Origin of the sequence: Micromonospora sp. 050-3, from assembly GCF_046549335.1 — a bacterium.
GTDB lineage: Bacteria > Actinomycetota > Actinomycetes > Mycobacteriales > Micromonosporaceae > Micromonospora > Micromonospora trifolii.
Window position 1 is genome coordinate 2,333,831 of sequence record NZ_JAJPVX010000002.1, and the last position, 23,761, is coordinate 2,357,591.

Annotated in this window: 21 protein-coding genes; 13 read left to right on the forward strand and 8 right to left on the reverse strand. The window is 71.4% G+C overall.

The window, feature by feature from the left end:
* Positions 1 to 118 precede the first annotated feature (118 nt).
* A complete protein-coding gene (locus ACLJOK_RS25800) occupies positions 119 to 304 on the forward strand; it encodes a hypothetical protein (RefSeq protein ID WP_410821164.1) in 186 nt (61 codons plus the stop codon).
* Here ACLJOK_RS25800 and ACLJOK_RS25805 read toward each other — a convergent pair.
* Together ACLJOK_RS25805 and ACLJOK_RS25810 are read right to left on the reverse strand one after the other, a co-directional pair.
* Complete coding sequence (locus ACLJOK_RS25805) at positions 301 to 1,134, reverse strand: alpha/beta fold hydrolase (RefSeq protein WP_410821165.1); 834 nt, start codon at positions 1,132 to 1,134, stop codon at positions 301 to 303. The genes ACLJOK_RS25800 and ACLJOK_RS25805 overlap by 4 nt on opposite strands.
* Positions 1,131 to 1,715 (reverse strand): TetR/AcrR family transcriptional regulator, encoded by a 585-nt coding sequence (locus ACLJOK_RS25810; protein ID WP_410821166.1) that lies wholly within the window; start codon positions 1,713 to 1,715, stop codon positions 1,131 to 1,133. Before ACLJOK_RS25810 ends, ACLJOK_RS25805 begins: the two co-directional genes overlap by 4 nt.
* Before the next feature lie 132 nt (positions 1,716 to 1,847).
* On the opposite strand from ACLJOK_RS25810, the gene ACLJOK_RS25815 reads away from it, so the two are divergent.
* The 7 genes from ACLJOK_RS25815 (at position 1,848) to ACLJOK_RS25845 (ending at position 10,886) form a co-directional block, all read left to right on the forward strand.
* Positions 1,848 to 3,026, forward strand: coding sequence for a glutathione-independent formaldehyde dehydrogenase (locus tag ACLJOK_RS25815; RefSeq protein WP_410821167.1), 1,179 nt, complete (start codon positions 1,848 to 1,850; stop codon positions 3,024 to 3,026).
* Positions 3,027 to 3,558: 532 nt separating this feature from the next.
* Positions 3,559 to 5,106 carry a multiple monosaccharide ABC transporter ATP-binding protein gene (mmsA, locus tag ACLJOK_RS25820; RefSeq protein WP_410821168.1) on the forward strand — a complete coding sequence of 516 codons (1,548 nt, stop codon included), beginning with the start codon at positions 3,559 to 3,561 and terminating at the stop codon, positions 5,104 to 5,106.
* The gene (mmsB, locus tag ACLJOK_RS25825; RefSeq protein ID WP_410821169.1) at positions 5,103 to 6,401 is read left to right on the forward strand and encodes a multiple monosaccharide ABC transporter permease; all 1,299 of its coding nucleotides are present in this window, start codon (positions 5,103 to 5,105) and stop codon (positions 6,399 to 6,401) included. Before mmsA ends, mmsB begins: the two co-directional genes overlap by 4 nt.
* A 52-nt stretch (positions 6,402 to 6,453) precedes the next feature.
* A complete protein-coding gene (locus ACLJOK_RS25830; protein WP_410821170.1) occupies positions 6,454 to 7,557 on the forward strand; it encodes a substrate-binding domain-containing protein in 1,104 nt (367 codons plus the stop codon).
* 112 nt (positions 7,558 to 7,669) lie between these two features.
* Entirely contained in the window at positions 7,670 to 8,932 is a 1,263-nt protein-coding gene (locus ACLJOK_RS25835) for an ROK family protein (protein ID WP_410821171.1), read from the forward strand.
* A gap of 158 nt (positions 8,933 to 9,090) precedes the next feature.
* Positions 9,091 to 10,059, forward strand: a complete 969-nt coding sequence (locus ACLJOK_RS25840; protein ID WP_410821172.1) for an ATP-binding cassette domain-containing protein — start codon at positions 9,091 to 9,093, stop codon at positions 10,057 to 10,059.
* Between the two features lie 5 nt (positions 10,060 to 10,064).
* The gene (locus ACLJOK_RS25845; protein ID WP_410821173.1) at positions 10,065 to 10,886 is read left to right on the forward strand and encodes an ABC transporter permease; all 822 of its coding nucleotides are present in this window, start codon (positions 10,065 to 10,067) and stop codon (positions 10,884 to 10,886) included.
* Between the two features lie 94 nt (positions 10,887 to 10,980).
* On the opposite strand, the gene ACLJOK_RS25850 is transcribed toward ACLJOK_RS25845, so the two are convergent.
* The 3 genes from ACLJOK_RS25850 to ACLJOK_RS25860 form a co-directional block, all read right to left on the reverse strand.
* Entirely contained in the window at positions 10,981 to 11,970 is a 990-nt protein-coding gene (locus ACLJOK_RS25850; RefSeq protein ID WP_410821174.1) for an ABC transporter permease, read from the reverse strand.
* Complete coding sequence (locus tag ACLJOK_RS25855) at positions 11,967 to 12,857, reverse strand: ABC transporter ATP-binding protein (RefSeq protein WP_410821175.1); 891 nt, start codon at positions 12,855 to 12,857, stop codon at positions 11,967 to 11,969. Before ACLJOK_RS25855 ends, ACLJOK_RS25850 begins: the two co-directional genes overlap by 4 nt.
* 85 nt (positions 12,858 to 12,942) lie before the next feature.
* Entirely contained in the window at positions 12,943 to 13,350 is a 408-nt protein-coding gene (locus ACLJOK_RS25860) for a GntR family transcriptional regulator (RefSeq protein WP_410821176.1), read from the reverse strand.
* Positions 13,351 to 13,610: 260 nt separating this feature from the next.
* On the opposite strand from ACLJOK_RS25860, the gene ACLJOK_RS25865 reads away from it, so the two are divergent.
* The gene (locus ACLJOK_RS25865; RefSeq protein ID WP_410821177.1) at positions 13,611 to 14,879 is read left to right on the forward strand and encodes an Nramp family divalent metal transporter; all 1,269 of its coding nucleotides are present in this window, start codon (positions 13,611 to 13,613) and stop codon (positions 14,877 to 14,879) included.
* Positions 14,880 to 14,972: 93 nt separating this feature from the next.
* Here the strand turns inward: ACLJOK_RS25865 and ACLJOK_RS25870 are convergent, their stop codons facing one another.
* Both ACLJOK_RS25870 and ACLJOK_RS25875 read right to left on the reverse strand, forming a co-directional pair.
* Positions 14,973 to 15,245 (reverse strand): hypothetical protein, encoded by a 273-nt coding sequence (locus ACLJOK_RS25870; RefSeq protein ID WP_112698206.1) that lies wholly within the window; start codon positions 15,243 to 15,245, stop codon positions 14,973 to 14,975.
* Between the two features lie 176 nt (positions 15,246 to 15,421).
* Positions 15,422 to 17,752 (reverse strand): M64 family metallopeptidase, encoded by a 2,331-nt coding sequence (locus tag ACLJOK_RS25875; RefSeq protein WP_410821178.1) that lies wholly within the window; start codon positions 17,750 to 17,752, stop codon positions 15,422 to 15,424.
* A 352-nt stretch (positions 17,753 to 18,104) separates the two neighbouring features.
* Between ACLJOK_RS25875 and ACLJOK_RS25880 the strand changes: the two genes are divergently transcribed.
* Positions 18,105 to 19,214 (forward strand): ricin-type beta-trefoil lectin domain protein, encoded by a 1,110-nt coding sequence (locus tag ACLJOK_RS25880; protein ID WP_410821179.1) that lies wholly within the window; start codon positions 18,105 to 18,107, stop codon positions 19,212 to 19,214.
* A gap of 75 nt (positions 19,215 to 19,289) precedes the next feature.
* Here ACLJOK_RS25880 and ACLJOK_RS25885 read toward each other — a convergent pair whose 3' ends face one another.
* Positions 19,290 to 20,255, reverse strand: coding sequence for a hypothetical protein (locus ACLJOK_RS25885; protein ID WP_410821180.1), 966 nt, complete (start codon positions 20,253 to 20,255; stop codon positions 19,290 to 19,292).
* 145 nt (positions 20,256 to 20,400) lie between these two features.
* Between ACLJOK_RS25885 and ACLJOK_RS25890 the strand changes: the two genes are divergently transcribed.
* The 3 genes from ACLJOK_RS25890 to ACLJOK_RS25900 all read left to right on the forward strand — a co-directional run bounded on the left by ACLJOK_RS25890 (position 20,401) and on the right by ACLJOK_RS25900 (position 23,757).
* Positions 20,401 to 21,519: a hypothetical protein gene (locus ACLJOK_RS25890; protein ID WP_410821181.1), complete on the forward strand. Its 1,119-nt coding sequence runs from the start codon at positions 20,401 to 20,403 to the stop codon at positions 21,517 to 21,519.
* 29 nt (positions 21,520 to 21,548) lie between these two features.
* Positions 21,549 to 22,598: an NAD(P)H-dependent flavin oxidoreductase gene (locus tag ACLJOK_RS25895; RefSeq protein ID WP_410821182.1), complete on the forward strand. Its 1,050-nt coding sequence runs from the start codon at positions 21,549 to 21,551 to the stop codon at positions 22,596 to 22,598.
* Positions 22,599 to 22,665: 67 nt separating this feature from the next.
* Complete coding sequence (locus ACLJOK_RS25900) at positions 22,666 to 23,757, forward strand: SRPBCC domain-containing protein (protein WP_410821183.1); 1,092 nt, start codon at positions 22,666 to 22,668, stop codon at positions 23,755 to 23,757.
* The last annotated feature ends 4 nt before the right edge of the window (positions 23,758 to 23,761 follow it).

The following is a 23,761-nucleotide window of genomic DNA, read 5'->3' on the forward strand; positions in this document are numbered from 1 at the left end:
GGCGGGTGAGACACCTCGCGCGGGGGTACGTGGGTGGCACGGCCACCGCCTCGCGCGCCGGTGGATCACCGGTCGCCGCCGGCCGGCGGAGTTGATCATTTCGTGCGAACGTTGGCGGGTGATCAACACGAGGTTGGTCACCCGGAAGGGGACCGTCTCGTGGATCTGCCCGACGACCGGCCGCTATCACGAGGTCCGGGGGCGGGTGGTGCACACCAGCACCGAGGGTGCCGCCGAGCACATGGGCCGCCGAAATCTCCGGCCGGCTCGGCTGGGCCGGCGGTGCCTCGGTCGGCTCGGCTAGGCCGCGGGTACCGCGGCGAAGAACTGCCGCAGCGCGTCGGCGACCAGTGTGGGTGCCGTCATGGTCACGAAGTGCGACTGGCCCGGCCAGACGACGTAGCGGGCCGACGGAATCGTCCTCGCGAGGGCGTTCATCGTGGTGGGCATCGGCTCCCAGGTGTCCGCGCCGGCCAGCAGAAGAGTCGGCACGGCGATCGGGGACCACCGCGTGATGTCCGTGCTGTCCTGCGCGAGGGCCTCGAGATCGTGCAGCCAGCCGACCGCCGAGCGACGCGCCTCGACCGGGTCGGGCACCCGATCGCCAGCGCCGGCGGCGATCGCGGCGACGATCTCGGCCGGAACCCGCGTCACGTCGTTCAGGGCCGCTGCCATCGCGGCGGCGTCGTCGCGCTCGAAGGCGGCGCGGTACCGGTCGAGCAGCGGCACGATCTCCGCCCCGGCCGCGTAGAGCGGCGGCTCGAAGATCGCCAGGGAGCGTATGTCGCGCGGATGCGCCAAGGTGGTGTGCAACGCCAGTGTCGCTCCGTAGGACGCGCCGACGAGATGGACCGGTCGGCCCGAGGATTGACGGGCCGCCTCGATGACGGCGAGCAGATCGGCGGTCTCGGCCCGGAAGGACTTGGTGCCGGTCGGGACGTCGCTGGGACGGTATCCGCGCCGGGCCGGCAGCCATACCTCGTGGTCCTGGGTCAGGTGCTCCGCGACGGTGGCCCAGGAGTGCAGCCCGCCACCCGAACCGTGCACCAGCACGACGGGGTCTCCGACGCCCAGGCGTCGTACCACCAGGCGGGTCCCGTCGGCCGACTCGACCGACTGATCGTGGCTGCTCACTGCTGCTCCTGTTTCTGGGTCGGCCAGTTGCTCAACGTGGTGTGCACCGCGTCGAGGATCGACTGCCAGGACGTGTCGACAGCGCGGGGATGCCCGAAACCGTCGACGGTTTCGAGGCTCGCGAAGCCGTGGAAGGTGCTGCGGACGAATCGCATCGCGTCGGTCACCGCCGGCTCGTCGAGCCCGTACCCGCGCAGCATCGCGTAGCTCAGCTCGATCATGCGGAGGTGCCCGGCTGACCGGGTGCCGACCTCGGGCGGCAGTTGAAGCTGGGTCGCCGCGTACTGCCCGGGATGGGTGACGGCGAACGCGCGCCAGGCGTCGGCGAACCCGATCAGGGCCTGGCGGCCGGCCCGCCCGGCCACAGCGATCGCGAGCGTGTCGGCGAACGTGGCCGCCGCCCGGACCGCGACGTGCTCGATCAAGGCGTCGCGGCTGCGGACGTGCACGTACAGGGCGGCGTCTGAGACCCCGAAGTGCCGGGCGACGGCCGCGACGGTCAACCGGGACAGGCCGACTGAGTCCGCCAGCTCGGCTGCGGCTGCCGAGACGCGCGCGCTGGTCAGACCCTGCCGTGGCATACCGAACCTTTGCTTCACTAGGGAATAACTTAGGGATCCTAAGATACCACCCGCCGGCCGCCGGGTCGGGCAGGCATGAACGGCCCAGTCGGGGGAAGACCGGCCGTTCCACCGCCGAACAGGAGAGCCGGGATGAGAGCCGTCGTCTACACGGACGTCCGGACGGTCGCGGTGCGGGAGGTGCCCGACGCGACACTGGAGGCGGAGACCGACGCGCTCGTGCGGATCACCTCCACCGCCCTGTGCGGCACGGACCTGCACATGTACGACGGACGGACCAGCGCCGAGCCCGGCCTGGTGCTCGGTCACGAACCGCTGGGCGTGGTGCAGGAGGTGGGCGCCGCGGTGCAGACCGTCCGGCGGGGCACCCGGGTGGTGATCCCCACGCACCTGTTCTGCGGGACGTGTGTGATGTGTGCCCGCGGGCTCTCGGCGGCCTGTCTGCGGGTCCGGGCCGAGGGGCCGGGTGCGGCGTACGGGTACGCGGGGATGGGCCCGTACCGGGGTGCGCAGGCCGACCTGCTGCGGGTGCCGTGGGCCGACGCCAACTGCGTACCCCTGCCCGGCGAGCCGGGAGACGCGTACGAGGACGACTTCGTGCTGCTCGCCGACGCGTTCGTCACCGGGTGGCACGCCGCCGCCACCCTCGCCGAGGTCGAGCCCGGTGACACAGTGGCGGTGTTCGGCGCCGGCACCGTCGGTCTGCTCGGCGCCTACTCGGCGCTGCTCCGGGGCGCCCGGGTGGTGTATTCCGTCGACGGGGTCGACGCCCGACTCGACAAGGCCGGCGAGATCGGCGCCGTACCGATCGACTTCCGCCGGGGCGACCCGGTCGAGCAGATCCGCGCCGACCGGGCCCGGATCGGGCTGCCGCTCGGCGAGGAGAAACTGGGTGGGGTCGACAAGGTCATCGACGCGGTCGGGTTCCAGGCGCGCGACCGGGAGAACCCCGACCGGGAGCGTCCGAACCAGGTCATCGCCGACGCGGCCCGGCTGGTGAACGCCGCTGGCGCGATCGCGGTCGCCGGTGTGTACCCGGACCGGGACCCACACCCCGGGCCCGGCGCGGACGGTCACGAGGACCTTGTCGCGCCCTGGGGAGCGCTGTTCAGCAAGGGGGTGGCGGTCCGGTTCGGTCGCACCCACGACCGCCGCTACACCGTCCTGCTGCGGGATCTGGTCGTCGCGGGCCGGGCGCGGCCCAGCATGATCGTCACCCACCACGGCACCCTGGCGGACGCCCCCGAGTTGTATCGCCACTTCGACCGGCGGGAACACGGCGTGATCAAGGCGGTGCTGCACCCGAGCTGACCGGCTGGGCGGCGCGGTGTGCCGTCACGAACTGCGCTTAACGGACGCCAAGGCACTGACCTGTCGCCCGGTGCCCGCCGCTCGGCAACGGTGACCGCCGATCCATCCGGCCGGCAGAGGCGTGGGTCACATCAGTTGCCCGAGGCCACTGGTGCGCCGCTCGCACGGCGTTGGACCTGGTGCCCGATCATCATCGCTCGATGGCGTGGTGGGTGCGCTGCGCCACCGGCCGCACCCTCCCTGGCGCGTCTTGCCTGGTGGGAAAGCTGCGGGTAGCGGCGCGGGTCGATTGGCGCGTTGTCGCAGGTCGGCGTGGGTGCTGTGGCCGAATCGGGGCGCCGGGAGGGGCTGTGGTGGCCGCTGTGGCAGGCGAACACTGTGCCACATCTATATTGCCGGATTGTTACTTTTTCAACAGTCCCTCGCCTTGCGGATGGCCCTCCGGCCGCAATACGTTGCCGTCAACAACAAAACCAAGTGAAGGTTCAACCTTCCGGAGGCAACCGATGACGTTGGCGAGGTGGTACGAGCGATGAGCGACGTGCCCATCCTCCTTGAGATGCGCTCCATCACCAAGGAGTTTCCTGGAGTCAAGGCCCTCTCCGACGTCAACCTGGTGGTTCGCGCCGGCGAGATCCATGCCATCTGCGGCGAGAACGGCGCGGGCAAGTCCACCCTGATGAAGGTGCTCAGCGGGGTGTACCCGCACGGCACCTACGACGGCAAGATCGTTTACCAGGGGTCGGAGAGCAAGTTCTCCGACATCCGGGCCAGCGAGAACGCCGGCATCGTGATCATCCACCAGGAGCTCGCGCTCATTCCAGGGATGTCGATCGCCGAGAACATCTTCCTCGGCAACGAACCGCGCAAGCGGGGCGCGATCGACTGGAAGGCCGCGAACCGGATGGCGCTGGACCTGATGGCCCGGGTCGGTCTGGAAGAGGACCCGGACACCCTGATCAAGGACATCGGGGTCGGCAAGCAGCAGCTCGTCGAGATCGCCAAGGCGTTCGCCAAGGACGTGAAGCTGCTCATCCTGGACGAGCCCACGGCGGCGCTGAACGAGGCCGACTCCAAGCACCTGCTGGACCTGCTGCGTGGGTTCCGCTCCCGTGGCATCACCTCGATCATGATCTCGCACAAGCTCAACGAGATCGAGGCGATCGCCGACCAGATCACCATCCTGCGCGACGGCCGGACCGTGGAGACCCTCGACGTCAAGGCGGACGGGGTCGACGAGGACCGGATCGTGCGGGGCATGGTCGGCCGTGAGCTGAGCAGCCGGTTCCCGGACCACACGCCGAAGATCGGTGACGTCTTCTTCGAGGTCCGCAACTGGAACGTCCGGCACCCGATCTCCGCCGAGCGGCAGGTCTGCAAGAACGAGAGCTTCGTGGTGCGCCGCGGCGAGATCGTCGGCTTCGCCGGTCTCATGGGCGCGGGCCGTACCGAACTCGCGATGAGTGTCTTCGGCCGCTCCTACGGGGTGTACGAGTCGGGCACGATCATCAAGGACGGCAAGGAGATCGTCCTGAAGTCGGTCGCCGACGCGATCGACAACGGTCTCGCGTACGTCAGCGAGGACCGCAAGGCGATCGGCCTCAACCTGCTCGACGACATCAAGACGTCGACGGTGGCCGCCAAGCTGTCCAAGATCTCGCACCACGGCGTCCTGAACGAGGTCGAGGAGTACCAGGCGGCTGAGGCGTACCGCAAGGAGTTGCGGACCAAGGCCCCGACGGTCGACGAGAGCGTCTCCAAGCTCTCCGGCGGCAACCAGCAGAAGGTCGTCCTGGCCAAGTGGATGTTCACCGACCCGGACCTGCTGATCCTCGACGAGCCGACGCGTGGCATCGACGTGGGTGCCAAGTACGAGATCTACGGCATCATCCAGCGGCTCGCCGACCAGGGGAAGGGCGTCATCGTCATCTCCTCGGAGCTGCCTGAGCTGATCGGGCTCTGCGACCGCATCTACACAGTGTTCGAAGGCGCCATCACGGGCGAGATCGCCCGGGCGGACGCCACCCCGGAAACCCTCATGAAGCAGATGACCTCGACGAAGAAGATGGCCACACGATGAGCCGATTGAAGGACCTTCAGAAGAACCTGTTCGGAGGCACCACCTCCAACGCTCGCCAGTTCGGAATGATCTTCACCCTGGTGGCGATCGTCGTCCTGTTCCAGATCCTGACCGACGGCCTCACCCTTCGGTCGGACAACCTGATCGCGCTGTTCCAGCAGAACTCGTACATTCTGATTCTGGCCATCGGCATGCTCATGGTGATCGTGGCCGGGCACATCGACCTCTCGGTCGGCTCGGTCGCCGCCTTCGCCGGCATCCTGGTCGCCAAGTCGATGACCGAGTGGGACCTTCCCTGGCCCGCTGCCATCGTGTTCGGCCTCGCCATCGGCGCGGTGATCGGCGCCTGGCAGGGCTTCTGGGTGGCCTACATCGGGGTGCCGGCGTTCATCGTCACCCTGGCGGGCATGCTGCTCTTCCGGGGCGGCAACCAGTTCATCGGCAACGCGAGCACCGTCCCGGTGCCGGAGGGCTTCCGGGAGATCGGCTCCGGCTTCCTGCCCGAGTTCGGTCCGAACACCGGCTACAACAACGCCACGCTGCTGCTCGGCCTGCTCGCGGCGTTGGCAGTGGTGTGGCGCGAGATCCAGGCCCGCAAGACCCGACGGGCCATGGACGCCGACCCGGCGCCCGTGTGGATCTCCATCCTACGGATGGTCATCATGGTCGGCGTCATCGCCTTCGCGGCGCTGCGCTTCGCCAGCGGTCGCGTCGGCACCAGCTTCCCGATCTCCGGCATCATCCTGCTGGTCCTGGTCATTGCGTACTCCTTCTACACCCGCAACACGGCCGGTGGCCGGCACATCTACGCGGTGGGCGGCAACTCCCGGGCGGCAGAGCTGTCCGGTGTGAAGCTCAAGCGGGTCAACTTCTTCGTCATGATGAACATGTCCGTCCTGGCCGCGCTGGCCGGCATGATCTTCGTGGCCCGTTCGGCGGCCTCCGGACCGCAGGACGGCAACGGCTGGGAGCTGGACGCCATCGCTGCGGTCTTCATCGGTGGCGCAGCCGTCGCCGGCGGTATCGGCACCATCAGCGGGTCCATCGTCGGTGGTCTCGTCATGGCCGTGCTCAACAACGGCCTGCAGCTGATGGGCGTCGGCACCGACCGCGTTCAGATCATCAAGGGTCTGGTCCTGTTGCTGGCCGTCGCGATCGACGTCTACAACAAGAGCCAGGGGCGCTTCTCCATCATCGGGAGCCTGATGCGGCCCTTCCGCCGCGAGGACTCCGCCCCACCCACCTCACCGCCGGACGCGGAGCGCGAGCCCGCCAAGGCAGCGGTGTCCGGCTGACGGCCACCGACCTCTCTACCCGCCTCACCATCTAGAAAGGCAAGTCCTCACCATGCGTAAATTCTTCGGCACGTCGGTGGTGGCCATCAGCGCCGCCGCCATGCTGGCCCTCGCCGGCTGCGGCTCCGGCCGCGACGGCGACAGCGGCTCCGGCGGCGAGGCCGCCAAGGGCTTCCCGGCCAACTCGCTGATCGGCGTGGCCCTCCCGGCCAAGACCTCGGAGAACTGGGTCCTCGCCGGTGACCTGTTCAGCAACGGCCTCAAGGAGGCCGGCTTCCAGGGTGACGTGCAGTACGCCGGCGCGTCGACCACTGTCGCCGACCAGCAGGCTCAGATCACCGCCATGGTCACCAAGGGCGCCAAGGTCATCGTCATCGGCGCGACCGACGCCGCGCAGCTGTCGACCCAGGTCGCGGCGGCCCACACGGCCGGCGTGAAGGTCATCGCCTACGACCGGCTCATCACGAACACCCCGGACCTCGACTACTACGTCGCCTTCGACAACTTCAAGGTCGGCCAGCTCCAGGGCCAGGCCCTGCTGGACGGCATGAAGGCCAAGAAGCCGAACGGCCCGTACAACATCGAGCTGTTCTCCGGCTCGCCGGACGACAACAACGCCGGGGTCTTCTTCAACGGCGCGATGGACGTGCTCAAGCCGGAGATCGACAAGGGCAACGTGGTCGTCGCCTCGGGTCAGAAGGAGGTCAAGCAGACCGCCATCCAGGGCTGGAAGGCCGAGGGTGCGCAGGCCCGCATGGACCAGCTGCTGACCTCGACCTACGGCAACAAGGAGCTGGACGGCGTCCTCTCCCCGAACGACACGCTGGCCCGCGCCATCCTGACCTCGGTCAAGGGTGCTGGCAAGCCGACCCCGATCGTCACCGGTCAGGACTCCGAGGTTGAGTCGGTCAAGTCGATCGTCAAGGGCGAGCAGTACATGACGATCAACAAGGACACCCGCAACCTGGTGAAGGAGACCATCAACATGGTCAAGGCTCTCCAGGCCGGCGACAAGCCGCAGGTGAACGACACCAAGTCCTACAACAACGGCAGCAAGGTCGTCGACACGTACCTGCTCCCGCCGGTCGCCGTCACCAAGGCGAACGCGGCTGAGGCGTACGCCACCGACCCGAAGCTCGCGCCGCTCACCAAGTAATCACCGCACGGTAGGTAGTAACGCCGATGGGTCCCGGGTCTCCTCTACCGGGACCCATCGTCGTCCCTGCACCCCCGCACCAACCGGCATCGACCCGGAAGGAGGTCTGACCGTGGCGACACCAGTACGGGCCAGGCCAGCCGGCGTCGGCCGCAACGCCGAATCCCCGCTGCCGTCGGTTCCCGGCGCCAGCCAGGAGGAGATCCGGCGGCAGAACCTCGGTGCTGTGCTGCGCTACGTCCACCTGCACGGACCGACGTCCCGCGCCGAGTTGACCAGCCGGCTCGGCCTCAACCGAAGCACCATTGGCGCCCTCGCGGCCGACCTGGTCACCAGCGGCCTGGTCACCGAGGAGGCGCCAACCACCGCCCGCCGCGCCGGCCGTCCCTCGTTGGTGGTCAGCCCCCGCTCCGACCGGGTCTACGCACACGCGTTGAGCATCGACGCTGATCGGCTGCGTGCCGCCCGGGTCGGCCTCGGCGGGCAGATCCTCGATCTGCGGGAGATCCCCCGACCCAGCGGCATGTCGGCGATCGAAGCCGTCGGGCCCCTCGCCGACCTGGTCCGCGACATGGAACGCTCGGTGGCTGGCGACGCGCTGCTGGTCGGCGGCGCTGCCGCGGTCACCGACACCACCCGCGACCCGGACGGCAGGCTCCGGATCGCCAGCATCGACGAGACGCTCGGCGCCGCGCTGGAGGCGGAGTTCAGCTCCGGCCCCGGTTTCGTGGCCGGCGACCTGGCCGACATCGCCGGCCTGGCCGAGCACGTCCGGGGTGTCGCGGTCGGCATCGACGACGTCATCTACCTGCACGGCGACCTGGGCATCAGCGCCGGCATCATCGTCGGTGGCCGACTGGTGATCGGCCACCGGGGTCACAGCGGCAAGGTCGGCCACATGGTCGTCAACCCCAATGGCCTGCCCTGCGGCTGCGGTTCACGCGGTTGCTGGGAAACCGAGATCTCCGAAGCCGCGCTGTTGCGGCACGCCGGCCGTGACCCGAGCGACCGCGCGGCGGTGGCCGAGGTGCTGCGTGCCGCGGCGGAGGGCGACACGACCGCCCGCGCGGCGGTCGAGCAGGTGGCGGACTGGCTCGGCTTCGGCGTGGCGAATCTGGTCAACGTGGTCAACCCGGACGCCGTGGTGTTCGGTGGCTCGCTGCGCGACATCTTCACCGCCGGTGCGGACGTGGTCCGGGACCGGCTGGACACCATGCCGTTGCCCGCCTCCCGCGAGCACCTGCGGCTGCGCGCGGCGGCACTCGGCCGCGACGCCGTCCTGATCGGCGCCGCCGAGTTGGCGTTCGACAAACTCCTGGCCGACCCGTTGAACGTCGGCGTCGCGGGCCAGGTCGGGACCGCCGAGCCCGAGTAGCCGCGACTGCCGCCGGTGCCGCCTGGCTCCGGAAGTGTCCTGACGTCGGCCGCAATGATTGCCCCTGCCCCCACTCGGTGTGCCTTCATCCGACTTCCCGTACGCGCTATCGTACGTTGTACGGTAACGCCGACGGACAGCTTCGGGAGGGAATTGCTGTGACGACAAGAGCCGACGCGATAGTGGCGCAAGGGCTGCGCAAGCGGTATCGGGACCGGTACGCGCTGGACGGGTTCGACCTGCGGGTGCCGCAGGGGACCGTGTGCGGCCTGCTCGGTCCGAACGGAGCCGGCAAGACCACAGCGGTACGGATCCTCTCCACCCTGCTCCGACTCGACGAGGGTCGTGCCGAGGTGGCCGGCTTCGACGTGACCCGCCAGCCCGACCAGGTGCGCTACCGGATCGGGCTGGTGGGGCAGCATCCCGCGCTCGACGAGGCGCTGAGCGGCCGGCAGAATCTGGTGCTCTTCGGCCGGCTGTTCCATCTGGGTCGCCGCCGGGCCCGCCAACGGGCGGTCGAGCTGCTGGAACGCTTCGGTCTCGCCGACGCCGCCGAGCAGCCGGTCAGCACGTACTCCGGCGGCATGCGCCGACGGCTCGACCTGGCGGCCGGCATGATCCTGGCCCCCGCGGTCCTCTTCCTCGACGAGCCCACCACCGGGCTGGACCCGCGCGGCCGCAACGAGGTGTGGGAGTCGGTCCGGGAGTTGGTACGCACCGGCACCACGGTGCTGCTCACCACCCAGCAACTGGACGAGGCCGACCAACTCGCCGACCGGATCTCGGTGGTCGAGGCCGGCCGCGTGATCGCCGAGGGAACTCCGGACGACCTCAAGACCCGGCTCGGCGGCGATCGGATCGAGGTGGTCGTCGCGGCGCCGACCGACCTTGCCGCCGCCGTCGCCGAGGTACGCCGGGCGGCCGACGACGAACCGACTGTCGACGTGGACCGGCGGATGGTGAGCGTCCGGGTCGGTCACCAGGCCGGTGCGCTCGTCGACGTGTTGCGGGCGCTCGACGCAGTGAACGTCCCGGTGGCGGACGTCGCGCTGCGCCGGCCAACCCTGGACGACGTGTTCCTGCACCTCACCGGGCACCGGGCGGCGATCGCCGAGGCGGCAGCATGAGCGCGGTGAGCACGCCGGCCCCGCCGGTGGATCTGACGCCCGGCCGGCCCGCCCTCCTGGCCGACAGCAGCACGCTGATCTGGCGCGGCCTGGCCAGGTGGCGACGCGATCCCGGCCCGCTGATCGCCTCGCTCGGCTTCAACATCCTGATCGTGCTGATGTTCGCCTACCTGTTCGGTGGCGCGATGCAGGTGCCCGGCGGTGGGAGCTACCGAGAGTTCCTGATGCCGGGCATGTTCGTGATGACCATGGTCTTCGGCATCAGCCTCACCACGATCGCCGTCGCCGAGGACCTGGAGCGCGGGGTGACCGACCGACTCCGATCGATGCCCGTCTCGCCGCTGGCGCCGCTGGCGGCCCGGGCGGTGGCCGACATGCTGTTCGCGCTGGTCACCCTCGGGGTCCTGCTGCTGACCGGTCTCGCGATCGGGTGGCGGGCACACGGTGGGGTCGGCGCCACACTGGCGGCGGTGGGATTGATCCTGCTGCTGCGCTTCGCCCTGATCTGGGTCGGCATCTTCCTCGGGTTGGTCACCCGTGGGCAGACGGCCGTCGTGGCCGTGCAGACCCTGGAGTTTCCGCTCGGCTTCCTCTCCAACGCGTTCGTCGCACCGTCCACAATGCCGGCCTGGCTCGGTGCGGTGGCCGCGTGGAACCCGCTGTCGGCGACCGTCGGCGCGACCCGTGAGCTGTTCGGCAACCCCGGTTGGGGTGGCGACTCCTGGGCGGCGCAGCACTACCCGTGGCTGGCGGTGCTCTGGCCGCTCGTCCTGGTCGCGGTCTTTCTGCCGCTCTCGGTCGCCCGCTACCGGCGACTGGCCGGCTGACCCGCTCGACGGACGGGCCTCCGGTGGTCGTCGATCCACCGGCCCGGACGGGTGATCGCCGAGCCCCCGTGGCCCGGCGATCACCCGTCGTCGACTACGCGATTCGGCGGATCCGGCGCACCGCGATGTAGAGCAGGAGCACGGCGAGGGCGACGAAGATGCCTGTCTCGATGCCCTGGAACAGCCAGAACCGGTCCGCCGGCTGGTAGAGCTGCCAGTTGTACGCGCCCGGTTCGAGGCCCAACTCGGCGCCGCAGACCCGACCGTCCGGCCCCTTCCCGCCCGGTGGGCACTGGATCCGGCCGCCCTCCGAGATCATCGTGCCGTCGGGGTTCCGGACGCCCTGCGCGAGGACCCAGTCTCCCCGGCTGACCTCCGGTGGCCCTTCCCCCTCGATCGGGAAGGTCTGGGTCCGGGCCGGCTGATAGTGCCGTCGGGCCAGCAGCTCGACCGCCGCCCGTACGCCGATGAACCCGGCGAGGGTGATGCCCATGGCGGGCAGCATCCGCTTCCACACCGTGCCGGCGAAGATGCCGAGCGCCACGGCGAAGAGGGTGTAGCCGATCGGGACGATGCCCTGCAGATCGAAGACGATCATGCCGAACCGGCCCTCGTGCGCGGCCTTGGTGAGCGGGTCGACCCACCAGGACATGCCCAGCCCGTAGACCGTCGCGAGGATCAGGACGGACCCGCTCACCAGACCGAACTTCACCAGGGCCCAGCGGGTCCGGCCGACGCCCTGGGTCCAGACGAACCGGTGCGTGCCCTGCTCCACCTCGCGGGCGACCAGTGGCGCACCCCAGAAGAGGCCGACCAGCACCGGCAGGGTGATCAGCAGTACGGCCACCAGACTGAGGTTGCCGTACTGGTTGCCGAAGCGCCGATAGCCCGCATCGCACGTCTCCCGGGTCGCCTGCGCCACGTCGGCGCGAGCGAGTTGGGTGGCGCAGTCCGTCAGCCCGAGGTCGGAGAAGGTGTGCCGCATCGCCAAGCCGATCGGCACCAGCAGGGCGGCGAGCGCCGCGAGCCCCAGCAGGGTGTAGAAGGCCTGCTTGCGGTGTTGCCGCCAGGTCAACCAGATCATGCCGCTACCCCCCACTCGCTGTGACTGGTCTTCGTGGTGCCGTCGGCCAGGTAGGCCAGCACGACGTCCTCCAGGCTCACCTCGCGGACCGTCCAGGCCGGATCGGTGACCGGCCCGTCGGTGCGGACGAGCAACGTGGACTGGCGGTCGGTGTGGCTGGCCCGGATCACTGCGGCGACGCCCCCGACAGCGCCGCCGTCGTGCCGCGGCCCCACGAGCTGCCGGTGCCCGGCGACCAGGTCGTCGACCGTGCCGGTGAGCTGTACCTGGGAGGCGTTCAGCACGATCAGGTAGTCGCAGACGCGTTCCAGGTCGGCCAGCAGGTGCGAGGAGAGCAGGACTGTGGTGCCCGATTCCGCGACGCTGCCCATCAACGACTGGAGGAACTCCCGTCGAGCCAGGGGGTCGAGGCTGGCGACCGGTTCGTCGAGCAGCAGCAGCCGCGGCTGCTTGGCCAGTGCCAGGGCCAGCGCGACCTGGGCCCGTTGACCGCCGGAGAGCTTGCCGACCGGCTTGTCCGGAGGGATGCCGAGCTGCGCCAGCCGCTGGCGGGCCAACGCCGCGTCCCACCGCTTGTTCAGCTTGCCGCCGGCGATGACCAACTCGGACGCCGTGAAGTCCCGGTACAGGGGGGTGTCCTGGGCGACGAAACCGATGTCGGCCAGGCCCTCCGTGTCACCGTACGGGGAGCGACCGAACACCCGGACCGTGCCCGCGTCGGGCTTGAGCAGCCCGACGGCCAGGTGCAACAGCGTGCTCTTGCCCGCGCCGTTCGGCCCGACCAATGCGGCGATCCGGCCGGCCGGCAGATGCAGCGAGCAGTCCCGCAACGCCCAGGTGCTGCCGTACCGCTTGCCGAGGCGGTCTGCTTCCAAGACCATGTCCATCCCTTGTCCTCTCGTTCCGTTCACGCCGCCGCCTCGCGGTCGCGCGAGTGCTTGCGGTGCCTGATGGTTCGTTCGCTCTGCTCGCTCACGCGGGCTCCTTCTGCGGGGCGTCGTCGGCGAGGGTGGCGCGCAGCGTCGTCTCCACCAGGGCGACGACGTCCTCGGCCGTGAGGCCGGCCGTCTTCGCCCGGTGCAGCCAGGCGACCAGGTCGTCGCGCAGCTCGGCCTGGTTGGGCAGGGACGCGCCGGCCAGGGTGCGCTGGACGAACGTGCCCACCCCGGGTCGGCCACCGACCAGACCCTCGATCTCCAACTCCCGGTACGCCTTCAGCACCGTGTTCGGGTTGATCGCCAGGGATTGCGCGACGTCCCGGACCTTCGGCAACTGGTCGCCCGGCGTCAGCAGGCCAACCCGTAGCGCCTGTTTCACCTGCTGCACGAGCTGCATGTAGGTGTTCACCTTCGACCGGCTGTCCAGTACGAACTCGATCACTCCCGATGATCCTTCCTGTTGTCCTACGACAGTAGGACTAATAGACAGCTTCATCGGTGGCCCACCGGCTGTCAAGCCCCGCACGGAAGGTTCTGACCGGGCGCGGCGCGTCTCGCCCGGCGCGCCGCGCCCTGCCCGACGAGGCGGGGCGCGGCGCGGCGGGCCGACAGTGGTGGCACCGGCAGGCCAGCGATTGGCACCGACGGGTCAGCCCGGGGGGAAGGGACCGGCAGCGATCCGCGTGGACGGGGAGGTGTTCGATGGTCACCAACGAACTGACGACGTCGAGGGCGACTCCACTACAGGCCGCTCGCGCCCGGGGCCGCGTACGTGGGCGGTTGATCCTGCTCGGCCCGGCGTTCGTCGCCGCCGTCGCCTACGTCGACCCCGGCAACTTCGCCACCAACTCCGCCGCCGGCGCCCGCTACGGCTACCTGCTGGTCTGGGTCGTGGTGGTGGCCAACCTGATGGCGATGCTGGTGCAGACGCTCACCGCGAAGCTGGGTCTGGCCACCGGGCGCAGCCTGCCTGAACTGTGCCGGGAACGCCTACCCCGGCCGGTGAACCGGATGATGTGGGTGCAGGCCGAGTTGGTCGCCATGGCCACCGATCTGGCCGAGGTGATCGGTGGCGCGGTCGCCCTGTACCTGCTCTTCGGCGTCCCCCTGCTGCCCGGCGGGATCATCATCGGCACTGCCGCGTTCGCCGTGCTCGCCCTGCGCTCGCGCGGGTACCGCGCCTTCGAGGTCGCCATCGCCGTCCTGCTCGGGGTGATCGTGCTGGCCTTCGCCGCCAACCTGCTCGCCTCCGGCTCCGACCCCGGCTCGGCCATGGCCGGCCTGGTGCCGCGCCTGCAGGGCACGGACAGCGTGCTGTTGGCCGCCGGCATCCTCGGCGCGACAGTCATGCCGCACGTCATCTACGTGCACTCCGCGCTCACCCGCGACCGCATTCCCGCCGCCGACGACACCGAGCGTCGGATCCTGTTCCGCGGCCAGCGCACCGACGTGCTGCTCGCCCTGAGCGCCGCCGGCGCGGTCAACCTCGCCATGCTGCTGATCGCGGCGGCCAGCTTCCGGGGCGGCGGTCCGGGCGGTGCGGACAGCCTGGAGGGAGTGCACGCCGGGCTCGGTCAGACCATCGGGACCGCCGCCGCGTTCGGGTTCGCCGTCGCCCTGCTGGTGTCCGGGCTCGCCTCCACGAGCGTCGGCACCTACGCCGGAGAGGTGATCATGCAGGGCTTCCTGCGGCGGCGGGTGCCGCTGCTGCTGCGTCGGCTGGTCACCCTGCTGCCCGCGCTGGCCGTGCTCGCCATCGGCCTCGACCCGACCCGGGCGCTCGTGCTGTCCCAGGTCATTCTCAGCTTCGGCATCCCGTTCGCGCTCATCCCGGTGGTCGCCTTCACCCGCCGCCGCGACCTGATGGGTAACCTGGTCAACCACCCGCTCACCACCGCCGCCGCGTCCCTGGTGGCCGTGCTGGTGGTCGCGCTCAACGCGTTCCTCCTCTGGCAGGTTGTCGCCGGTTGAGCCGGCCGGTCAGCGTCGCCGGTTGAGCCGGCCGGTCAGCGTCGCCGGTTGAGCCGGCCCGTCAGCGTCGTGGGCTGAGCCGCGCGGGCGTGGTCAGGTGCGACGCCCCTCGTCGCGGGTCGGGATCTCCTGGCGCTGTTCGAGGGCGTCCGCAGGGTTGGCGTCGGCCGGCAGCGACGTCACCTCCTCGAGCGTGCCCGCCGGGAAGGCGCCCTGCTCGGCCAGGTCGGCCTCGGCGGCCTCCGGGTCCACGTCACCCGACACCCGGTCCGGCGGCCCGACGTCGAACGCGTCCTGTCGTTGTTCCAGGGCATCCGCCTCCGGCGGAGGGAACGTGCCGCCCTGTTCATCCCGGTACGTGCTCATCGGAGCCTCCCACCCGGCGGGTGTCGACATGCCGCCGGGCCGCTGCCTACCCGCCAGCGCCGCATTCAGGCCGCCACGCTGGTCGAGATCTGGGCAGTTTCCGGGATAGTGCTGCCCCCGCAGCGGCGGAAGCGGCACTGTCCGGGTAGTTGCGCGGATCTTGAGAGGGGCTGGCGTCACGCCCGGCGGCAGTGGCCTGCATTGGGCTGTCGTACCGTGGTGGGCGCCCCCAGGTCGACGGGGTTCGGGCCGCCCGAGCAGGCCAACGCGCCCACCTGGCCGCCGGCGAGGATGGGCGCCGATGCGGTACCGGTCAGCGCCAGCGGCCCGGATACCCGGGCCCCCACCATCGTGACGTGGTCGGAGGTGCCGGTCAGTGCCACGGCGCCGCGTACCTCGGTGTTCAGCACCTCGACGGCGGTGGCGCGGGACGCCGTCAGGTTTCCGGCGATCGAGGAGCCCTGGGCGACCAGGGCGGCGCCGGGCGCGACGGTGACCGGGCCAGTCACGGTGGCCGCGCGCAGGCAGGTGACACCGGCGGTGACGGTCAGCGGGCCGGCGTGTCGGCCGGTGACCACTGTGGTGCAGGCCGGTGGAGGCGGGATCAGCGTGGCCACGAACGCGCGGGCCGTCCCGATGTTGCCGACGGCGTCGATGCCCCGGTATTCGATGCGGTGCCGGCCGTATCCGGGAGACCGCTCAGCGAACGGGGACACGGACAGGCCGCCCGAGCCGAGGTTGCCGTAGACCAGGCCGTCCACGTCGGTGCCGGTGGCGGTGAACAGGAACGGCGATCGGGCGTCGGTAGGCCAGCCGTAGTAGTTGTGCCACCCGTCGCCGTCGAGCCGGAACTCCGAGGTGACCTGGCCGGTGCCGTCGTCGGTGCCGGTCAACCCCATGCTGAACGGGCCGTTGTACACGTACTCGGGGGGTCGGCCGGGCCGGGTGACGGTGAGCAGCGGCTCGGAGAGGGCGTACGCCACGTCGGGCCGAGTCGCGTCGACCGTCCAGGTGCGGGTCACCGCTTTCCCGGTGTCCGGATCGGTGACCCGGGCTGTCAACCGGTGAGTGCCCCGCGACAGGCGCAGGGCGCCCAGGTCCACGTCCCGGTCGGTGCCGGTGTCGGCCACCGGCCGGCCGTCGAGCGTCCAGCGCACGCGTGGCGCCCGATCGGCGGGCTGGCTGGTTCGCACGTACACCACGTCGTGCGCACCGACCGGTCGGTCGGTCGCTGTGGACGCGATGATCGCCAGCGGCGACTCCACCGCCGGGGTACGCACCGCGGTGTCCACGGTCCAGGTGCGGGTCTGGGTCAGCGCCGGTGAGCTGCGGACCGCCGGGTCGCGGACGAACTCCGTCGGGTCGGTCACCGTGGCGGTCACCGTGTGCCGGCCGGGGGAGAGGCGTAGTTTCCGCAGGTCCAGGTGGCGGGCGTTGCCGGTACGCGGCACCGCCCTGCCGTCCACCGACCACGTCACCGTCAGCGCGTGGCTCACCGGGTGCAAAGTGTCCACCCAGAGCAGTCGGTCCGTGCCAACCGCCTGATCGGTGGCCGTGCCGCCCTGCACGATGCCGACCCGGGCGGCGATCCGTTCGGTCATCCGCTCCCGGCCGACCTGGTCGAAGTAGAAGCCCAGCGACTTCATCATCGAGTGTCGGCTGGGTCGCCAGACCCCGCGCTGGAGGTACAGGCCGCCCTCGTAGCGGCCGATCGTGCCGCCGGACTCGCTCGGCTCACCCAGCCAGCGCCACCACTTGGCCCGGGTGTCGCGCATCTGCCGCTCGGTCAGCACGGTGTGGTGCACCGACTCCGGTTCCGGCCCGCTGTAGGTGTCGCCCGGCACCCCACGGCCGTAGTAGTCGTACTCGTCCTGCAAGCCACCGAGCGAGTGCCCCAACTCGTGCGGGCTGATCAGCGCGGAGAGCGCGTTGCCGCCGGAGGCGGTGGCGTTGCTGCCTCCGGCCCCGCCGTACGTGCCGCTGTTGGCCAGCGCGATCAGCTGACGGTTTCCGGGGTTGGTGCCGACGGCCAGGTCGGCGTACGCGTTCGCGGCGGTGCCGTTGACAGTGAGCAGACGTTGCACGCTCGCCGGGTTGCAACCACCCCAGAAACCCATGCCCAGCGCGGTGTCGCGTTGCGGCGCGGACAGGCCGGGGTCGCAGTCCACCCCGGACTCCGCTGAGACGGTTTCGACGGCGTAGACGTTGAAGTAGCTGCGGTAGGACTTGAACGGCTCGATCGTCCACAGGGTGTTGAGGTGCCGGTCCACATGTGCTCGGAAGGTGGGCAGGTCGGCCTCGGTGTAGCCGTCGCCCAGCAGCACCAGGTTGAACCGTGTCGCCGGGTCACCGGTGACCTGGATCGGCACCACTGTGGCGCCGGCCACCGGGACGGCGGCCGGGACGGCGGCCGGTGTGGCGGCGGCCGGTGTGGCGGCGGCCGGTGTGGCGACAGTCAGTCCCGCCGCGACGAGCGCCGCGACACACAACCCCGCTCCGATCCGCACGATGCGCCCCTTCCATGGCCGGTCGGTCTGGCGGCGCCGGCCGCCGGGCCCGGCGGGGGCGCCGTCGTCCGGGCCTGCCGCGACCGTGGACATCTCGGACCGTACCGGTCTGCGCACCGGCAGGTAACCCTCGACGGTCATTGGTGGACGTCGAAGCCGGTCAGATGGAGGCGGGGCCCCCTGGACCGCTCGGCGCAGCCAGCCCGGCGTTCGGCTCGCGCCCGTGCCGGAGTCGGCCCCGGCAGACAAGCCATCGGTCACCATCAATGGGTGCGTCCGGGTGTGGTAGTCGTTTTCGGCGGACGGCGTACCACCGAGGCTCCCGGACGACCTTCGAGGAGAGGGATCAACCATGCGATGGAACGCACGACAGGCCGCCGCCGGGGCCTTCGGGCTCGTCCTCGGGGCCGCGCTGGCGCTGGCCCAGGTCGCACCCGCGCAGGCCGAGTCGAACGGTGGCGTACGCGTGATGCCACTCGGTGACTCGATCACCGATGGTTTCAACGTGCCCGGCGGGTACCGGATCAACCTGTGGCAGCGGCTGGCCAGCGGCGGCTACACCGTCGACTTCGTCGGCTCGGGGTTCAACGGGCCGGCCAGCCTCGGTGACCACGACCACGAGGGCCACTCCGGCTGGCGCATCGACCAGCTCGACGCCAACATCGTCACCTGGTTGCGGGCTACCGATCCGCGTACCGTGCTGCTGCACATCGGCACCAACGACGTGAACCAGAACTACAACCTCGCCACCGCTCCGGCCCGGCTCTCCGGTCTCATCGACAAGATCAGGGCGACGGCTCCGGGAGCGGATGTCTTCGTCGCCACCATCACCCCGGAAGCAGACCCGAACCTGGAGGCCCGGGTGCAGGCGTACAACGCGGCGATCCCCGGGATCGTGGCGCAGAAGGGCAGCCAGGTGCACCTGGTCGACATGCACGCCGCGCTCACCACCGCCGACCTCGCCGACGGCGTCCACCCGAACGCCGGCGGGTACGACAAGATGGCGGCCCGCTGGTATGCCGCGTTGCAGTCTGTGCCCGGCAGCCTGGTCCCGGCGGGCGGACCGCCGGTGGGCATCGCCGTCGGCCTGGTCAACCCCGCCTCCGGGCGTTGCCTGGACGTGAACGGCGCCAGCACCACCGCCGGCGCTGCCACGATCATCTGGGACTGCCACGGGGGCACCAACCAGCGGTGGACCCGCACCGCCGCCGGGGAGCTGCGGGTCTACGGCGATCGGTGCCTGGACGTGAACGGTGGAGCAAGCGCCGACGGTACGAGGGTGCAGATCTGGACCTGCAACGGCACCGCCGCGCAGCGCTTCACGTTCCGCACGGACGGCACTGTCGTGCTCGCCTCCGCCGGCAAGTGCGTCGGCGTGACCTCCGCCGGCACGGCCAACGGCACGACCACGCAGCTCTGGACGTGCAACGGCAGCGGCGCCCAGCGCTGGAACGTCCGCTAGCGGACGCCCCGGGTCGGTCCACGTCGTACCTTGGCGGGGCCGGCCCTGGGCGGGCCGTGACCGGGCCGACGGCGGTCAGTCGGCCGTGGCCTCGGGTGTGTTGTTCCGGCGGGTGCCGGCGGCCAGCCCCAGCGCCAGCAGCACGCACACCGCGCCGACCAGGAAGAGCAGTGACGCGGCCGGCTGGCCCAGCCACTCCCAGTACGGGTGCCAGGCCGGGTGTGGCTCGCCGAGGTGGTGGTGCAGCAGTTGCGGTGCGGCCAGCGGCACCGGCAGCCACCACAGCACCGTGGCCACACCGATCAGGCCGTTCACAGTGCCGCGGCTACGGCGTCCCTCGGTGCGTCGACTGGCCCAGCCGAAGACCAACCAACCAGCCACCGCGCCCAGCACCGTGCCGAGCACTCCGGCGGGGACCACCAGGGGCGGCGGCGCGCGGTGCAGCTCGACCGAGAGGTAGCTGGCGTCGACGGCTGTCTGCGAGGAGATCGAGGCGTTCAGGATGGTGTCGCCACGTCGGGCGGTCAGCGCGGTGTCGGTGACCGCCAGCGGGGTGGCGCACATCTTGTCCGCGCAGCTGACGCCATCGGACACCTGCGGGTCGTACACCCGCCAGCCGGCACCGGTCAGGCGCTCCCGGGCCACAGTGACGATCTGCGCGGCGGGCACCGGTGGCGCGCCGAGGGCGCCGGCGCCGGTGGCGCTCTCCTGGTACTCGCCGCCGTCACCGAACACCAGGGTCTTGACGGTCCCCAGGCGCAGCGCGTGCCCGTAGACGACGAAGAGCGCCGGTGGAGTGTCGATCTCACCGAGGTCGTGGCCGGGGAAGACCTCGGTCAGGATGGCGGCGGCCTCGGCCCGGTCGGGTTGCGGCCGGGAGGTCTCCCAGGCGGCCCGGCTGGCCAGCGCGCCGGTGAAGAGGCCGCAGACGACCGCGGCGAGCGGCACCCACGCGACGGCGGCGCCACCGGCCGGGCGGCCGAGGCGGCGTAGCAGCCGCCGTCCGAACCGGGTGGCCGGCGCGGTGTCGCTCACGGACATGGCCACCCTCCAGCTTGAGAATCAGGCCGAGCGACAGTACATCGGCCAGGGGTTCCGGCGCGTCCCCCGGATGACCGTCGACCGTGGCCGGGATCGGCCAGGATGGTCGGGTGGCCGGTCACGGCCGCGACGAGGAGGGTGGGCGATGCGGGTACGTGGACGGTTGACCTGGGGGCGGCGTGCTCGGGCGGGGGCGGTACTGACCGCGTTGCTCGCGGGCGTGCTGCCGCCGGCCGTGGTGCTGGCGCCGGGCGCTGCCACGGCGGGCGCCGCGGCGGCGGGGACGCCGGTCTGCCAGGTGCGCGACGACCGGCTACGCGAGATCTCCGGGATGGTCGCCACCGACGACGGGTACGTGGTGATCAACGACGGTGCCGACGACGAGGCCCGCCGCCGGATCTTCTTCCTCGACCAGCGCTGCGCGGTGGCGCGTACCGTCTCCTTCCCGTCTCGCCCCCGCGACACCGAGGATCTGGCCATCGGCCGGGACGGCACCGTCTGGGTCGCCGACATCGGCGACAACGACCGCTCCCGGACGACCGTCGGCGTGTGGCGGCTCGCGCCCGGGGCGAAGCGGCCGGTGCTGCACCGGATGACCTACCCGGACCGTCCGCACGACGCCGAGGCGTTGCTGCTCGACGCGTCCGGGCGGCCGCTGATCGTCACCAAGGGCGGCAGCGGCACCGTCTTCCTGTACGCGCCGACCACCGCGCTGCGGTCGGACGCGACGACCCCACTGACAGCTCTCGGCCAGGTGACGGTGCCCTCGACCACGACCAGCAACCCGTTCTCGTTCCTGGGGCGCGGCGTGATCACCGGCGCGGCGAGCGCGCCGGACGGACGGCGGGTGGTGCTGCGCAGCTACGCCGACGCCTTCGAGTACGACGTGCCCGACGGCGACGTGGTCCGCGCGCTGACCACCGGCACCCCGCGGATCACCCCGTTGCCGGACGAGCCCCAGGGCGAGTCGATCACCTATAGCCGAGACGGCCGGTCGTTGCTCACCGTCTCCGAGTCCGCCGGTCAACCAGCCGGCACCCGCTCGACGATCCTGCGCTACCCGGCCACTGCCACCACGGCCACCGCCGCGCCACCCACGCGGTCCGATGACCCGGTGGCGCCCACCGCGGTCCGTCCGGCCGCCGGGGAGGTCGGCGGCGCAGGGGGCGGGCGGACCTGGCCGCTGGCCATCGGCGCGGGCACGCTGCTGGTCCTGCTCGGGTTGGCCGCCGCGCTCTGGTGGAGGCACACCGCGCGCCAGTGAGCGGGCCGGGCCTGCGGCAGGATGGGGGGATGTCCGTCCTGTCCACGTTGCGCCACCCGATCATCGCCGCCCCGATGGCTGGTGGCCCGTCCACACCCGCGCTGGTGGCCGCCGTGTCCGGCGCGGGTGGGCTGGGCTTCCTCGCCGCCGGGATGATCGACACCGGCCGGCTGGTCGCCGACGTCGCCGAGGTCCGCGCGCGTACCGATCGGCCGTTCGGTGTGAACGTCTTCCTGCCCGACCCCGGCGGCGTCGACGAGGCCGCCATCCAGGCGTACGCGGATCGGCTCGCCCCGCAGGCCGCGCAGCGCGGGGTGAGCCTGGGCGAGCCGATGGGCGGCGACGACGCGTACCCGGAGAAGCTGGCCGCGCTGCTCGCGAACCCGGTCCCGGTCGTGTCCTTCGTGTTCGGGCTGCCCGACCGGGGGGCGGTGACCGCCCTGCGGGAGCGGGGCACCGAGGTGTGGGCCACCGTCACCCGCCCGGACGCCGCGAACGCCGCAGCGGATCTGGGTGTGGACGCGGTGGTGGTGCAGGGCACCGAGGCCGGTGGGCATCGCGGTGGCCTGCCGGACGACGACGATTACGGGTTGCTGCCGCTGCTCCGGCTGACGGCCGCCCGCTGTGACCGGCCGTTGGTGGCCGCGGGTGGCCTCGGCGACGGCCCCTCGGTGGCCGCCGTGTTGGCTGCCGGCGCCGCCGCCGCGCAACTCGGCACTGCCTTCCTGCGCTGCCCGGAGGCGGGCAGCTCGCCGATGCACCGGGCGGCGGTGGCCAGTGCCACGCCGACCGCGTTGACCCGGTCGTACACCGGTAAGCGGGCCCGTGGCGTGGCCAACGACTTCCTGCGTCAGCACGACGCAGTGGCACCGCGCGGTTACCCCCAGGTGCTGCACCTGACGCGTCCAATGCTCGCCGCCGCCCGGCGCGACGCGGACGCGTCGGTGGCCAACCTGTGGGCCGGGCAGGCGCACCCGCTGGCCCGGGACGTGCCGGCGGCGCAGGTGGTCGCCGAGGTGAGCACAGACGCCCGGGCCGCGCTGGCCACAGTGGTCGAGCGGTCCAGCCGCTGGGGCTGACCAGGACGCCGGCAACCGCTCGGGCGGGCGGGAGATGGCCAGGCGGGCAACCCGTTAGAGTCTCGCCGTGATCGAGATCGGTGCGCAGGTCGACCTGTCCCACCCGGCTGAGCGGGTCTGGCGCGCTCTGACCGATCGGGAGTTGCTCGGCCGGTGGTTCGCCGAGGCCGAGATGGTCGAGGGCGTGCCGGACCGGATGCTGCTGCACACCGCCGGCCTGCCCGGCTTCGAGGCCAACGTCGAGGTCGAGGTGACCGAGCGGCAGGAGCCGGACCTCCTCGTGCTGGCCTGCGACGAGGCCGGTCGGCTCAGCGAGCTGACCTGCACGGTCACGGCCACGAAGCAGGGCTGCCGGCTGGAGCTACGGGAGATCAGCACGCACGGCGCGTGGTCCGCCGAGCAGCACGATCCCCGCGAGCAGCAGCTCCGGCAGGCGCTGACCGTCCGGCTGCCGGCCATCCTCGACTGGATCGCCTTCCAGCAGGTCGACCTGCGCCGCGCCGACGGTGGGATGACAGCGGAACTGCCGCTGATCGGCGTACGCGGCGGGGCCGGCCGCAATCCCCGGCGGCGTCGCACGCTGGTCGCCGTGGTCGCCGGGGCCGTGCTGGTGGCGGGGACGGCGGCGTGGGTGACGTTGCCGCCCGACGCGAAGCCGGCCGCCGCACCCGCACCGGCAGCGACAGCGTCGCCGACCGTGACGGCCGCCAGGACCACCGTCGCTCCCACCGCGACACCCTCTGCGCGCCCCTCGCGGAGCACCGCGTCGGCGACCGCCCGGCCGAGCCGGACCCCGTCGGCGAAGCCCTCGCGGACGCCCGCCTCGGCCACGCCACCTCCGCCGCCGACGCCCATCACGGCCCGCTACGAGACCGAGTCCGACCGACTGTTCGGCTACACCGGCGAGATCGTGGTCGGCAACCCCGGCGCTGCACCCGTGGCGGACTGGGCAGTGGTGGTCACCCTCGCCGAAGGCACCACGGTGGACGACGTCGACGGCGCGAACTGGCGACAGGACCGACGGGTGGTCACCTTCACCGGAGCCGCCGTGGCGGCCGGAGGATCCCAGACGATCAGCTTCGACGTCCGCGACAGCCGGCCCAACGCCCGGGAGCCGGAGAGCTGCACGATCGGCGGGCAACCCTGCGCGGGCCTCTGACTAG

Bases quoted from the DNA above. Each gene is read 5' to 3' on its own strand.
- ACLJOK_RS25810 (WP_410821166.1), bottom strand. From the start codon at position 1,715: ATGCCACGGCAGGGTCTGACCAGCGCGCGCGTCTCGGCAGCCGCAGCC.
- ACLJOK_RS25815 (WP_410821167.1), top strand. From the start codon at position 1,848: ATGAGAGCCGTCGTCTACACGGACGTCCGGACGGTCGCGGTGCGGGAG.
- mmsA (WP_410821168.1), top strand. From the start codon at position 3,559: ATGAGCGACGTGCCCATCCTCCTTGAGATGCGCTCCATCACCAAGGAG.
- mmsB (WP_410821169.1), top strand. From the start codon at position 5,103: ATGAGCCGATTGAAGGACCTTCAGAAGAACCTGTTCGGAGGCACCACC.
- ACLJOK_RS25830 (WP_410821170.1), top strand. From the start codon at position 6,454: ATGCGTAAATTCTTCGGCACGTCGGTGGTGGCCATCAGCGCCGCCGCC.
- ACLJOK_RS25850 (WP_410821174.1), bottom strand. From the start codon at position 11,970: ATGATCTGGTTGACCTGGCGGCAACACCGCAAGCAGGCCTTCTACACC.
- ACLJOK_RS25855 (WP_410821175.1), bottom strand. From the start codon at position 12,857: ATGGACATGGTCTTGGAAGCAGACCGCCTCGGCAAGCGGTACGGCAGC.
- ACLJOK_RS25865 (WP_410821177.1), top strand. From the start codon at position 13,611: ATGGTCACCAACGAACTGACGACGTCGAGGGCGACTCCACTACAGGCC.
- ACLJOK_RS25870 (WP_112698206.1), bottom strand. From the start codon at position 15,245: ATGAGCACGTACCGGGATGAACAGGGCGGCACGTTCCCTCCGCCGGAG.
- ACLJOK_RS25880 (WP_410821179.1), top strand. From the start codon at position 18,105: ATGCGATGGAACGCACGACAGGCCGCCGCCGGGGCCTTCGGGCTCGTC.
- ACLJOK_RS25885 (WP_410821180.1), bottom strand. From the start codon at position 20,255: ATGTCCGTGAGCGACACCGCGCCGGCCACCCGGTTCGGACGGCGGCTG.
- ACLJOK_RS25890 (WP_410821181.1), top strand. From the start codon at position 20,401: ATGCGGGTACGTGGACGGTTGACCTGGGGGCGGCGTGCTCGGGCGGGG.
- ACLJOK_RS25895 (WP_410821182.1), top strand. From the start codon at position 21,549: ATGTCCGTCCTGTCCACGTTGCGCCACCCGATCATCGCCGCCCCGATG.